This window comes from Deltaproteobacteria bacterium, assembly GCA_018668695.1.
Taxonomy (GTDB): domain Bacteria; phylum Myxococcota; class XYA12-FULL-58-9; order XYA12-FULL-58-9; family JABJBS01; genus JABJBS01.
In genome coordinates, this window is the sequence record JABJBS010000189.1 from 1 (window position 1) to 2055 (window position 2055).

Genomic DNA, 2055 nt, shown 5'->3' on the forward strand with positions numbered 1-2055 from the left:
ACAATTTCCTCGGCTTCATTGATAATGCAGAAGAACCAAGGCGTTTCTTGCCCGTATTGATTGATGTTTTTCTCAAGGCTCGTCAAAACTTTGAGAATCGGCGCATGGTGCACCGGCGCTTTGGTGAAAAAGTCGTCCACTCTGGTCAAGAATGCGTTTAGGTCGTCAAACCGCTGAATCTGCATTGAATCCACCCCAACTGAGAGTCAAATGAATAGAGGAGCCCCCGCTACCGTCATGCAGATCATTAACAATGTGAGCCGCAATATGACTAGACTGATTTTTTTATGTTTGACGATTCTTAGTACCTTTTCTTCCTCGGCATGGGCCATGACTCCCGCTGAGCCGGCCTGCGAAATGGTACTGCATAAGGCTAACCTTAGCCCCGCATCCGATTGCTTCGCGATTGAAGTCTTCTCCGGCATTGCCTCTTGTAATGAGTTGCCGATGGCAATGATTACAAATGGTTGTGAGCTGCCCATCGAGGCAGATCACCGGGAAATAGATGATTGCCAGAACGGCTATTGCCCCTTTGAAGGCATCCGTGTGGAACCCGGTGAAACCCTGGTTTTTGGTTTGACGCAGTCTCCCGATCTTGAGAGCACGGCATTGGCTGGACCAAGCACTTGGGACATTGAGGTGGCTCTAGACGATACGGATTACACTTTCGAACTCTCTTACACCTTTCGCATGGTCGACGAAGTGGATGTACCGCCTACCAGTAGTTTCTTTGGTTGCCGCCAGGTAAACGGCGAAACCACAGCGCTTTGGTTGTTTCTCTTTGGCTTCGCGATGTGGGTAGAGCGACGCAGCCGCAAGCAAGCGGCTAAGGTTTAAGCGCCCACGCAGATCCTGCCGTTAGCACCAGAGAAAATAGAGTCAAAATCATCAATGTTTCTGAGCAGATAGCTCAGAAGGGAAGTGGCCTGATTCAGCGTTTCGTTGCAAACTCCTAAACCACTGAAAAGTCACAAGAAATACGCAACAAAAAAGGAGACTGTGCCGATACTTTATCTTGGCCCGGGCACGGTTTTGCCCAGAGCCCAAAAATAAGAGGTTCATCATGGCAAACGATATTAAAATACTCCCCGGCGCAGCGCCCCATCTTCCCGTCATTGCAGAGGGTGCATCCATCCCCGTGAAAGCGGCCATGGAAAGTGCCATCAAAGCCGCTGCCAGCATCGATGGAGACCGGGTGCTCGATACCTTTGAAGCCGAAGAACTTGCCAAAGTGCACACGCAAATTGTTGGAACCTCCGGAGCGCTTACCTCTGAAAAAGCCATGCTCTTTAGTGAAGCCATGGCCGCTCGCACATTGGAGCTTAAAGCCGCTCGCCCCACCGGCACCGAAGTGATTTTCACATCCGAAGGCAAAGCGCTTAAACGCTTTCGTGAAAAAATCGTAGGCTCCATTCAGGACACCATCACCAAAGCAGATGGCCGCCCCGTAGACATCAACATGATGCTCTTTGCGTTTACGGACAAAGAACTTGCCGACAGCGTTCTTGATATGGCCCGCAAAAATCCCAACGCAAACTTTCGCCTCATGACAGACTGGTCGCAGCTTTCTACCAGTGGCTCACGACAGCCGCCGCGCTTGTCTTATATTGCCCAGCGCGAAGGCCTGAAAAATCTTGAAGTGAAATTTAAAAAAGACAATCCCTATGTATGGGATGAGAACCGTGGCCGCCCGCGTTTTCATCACAGCGCAACCAAGGGACTTAACCACCACAAAGGTTTTGTAACCCTTATCGATGGCGTACCAGAGAAAATGGCATTCGGAAGTTTCAACTGGTCCATGGGAGCCATGAAGCGCAACTACGAAAACCTCATGCTTTTAGACCGCATCGATCCCGACAACCGCCGGGTGATGGAAAAATACGACAACGAATTTGCCGCCTTTTGGAACAACGATGATTTGGCGCTTACGTTCTCCCAGGCCCGTGAAGAGAAAAACCGCATCTTCCAGGCACTCTATGATGCCAATGGCGCAGAGTACGATCCCATGGAAGTGCCGCCCCACGATGACGATGGCGCCGTCTACCACACCACCGA

General features: G+C 50.8%; 3 protein-coding genes. 2 read left to right on the forward strand and 1 reads right to left on the reverse strand.

The features are described from left to right. Nucleotides 1-185 (reverse strand): hypothetical protein (locus tag HOK28_09965; GenBank protein MBT6433406.1); only part of this gene is annotated, 185 nt, incomplete at its 3' end. 82 nt (nt 186-267) lie between these two features. Between HOK28_09965 and HOK28_09970 the strand changes: the two genes are divergently transcribed. Further along, nucleotides 268-837, forward strand: a complete 570-nt coding sequence (locus HOK28_09970) for a hypothetical protein (GenBank protein ID MBT6433407.1) — start codon at nt 268-270, stop codon at nt 835-837. A gap of 226 nt (nt 838-1063) precedes the next feature. Continuing rightward, on the forward strand, nt 1064-2055 hold a 992-nt coding region (locus HOK28_09975; GenBank protein MBT6433408.1), incomplete at its 3' end, for a hypothetical protein.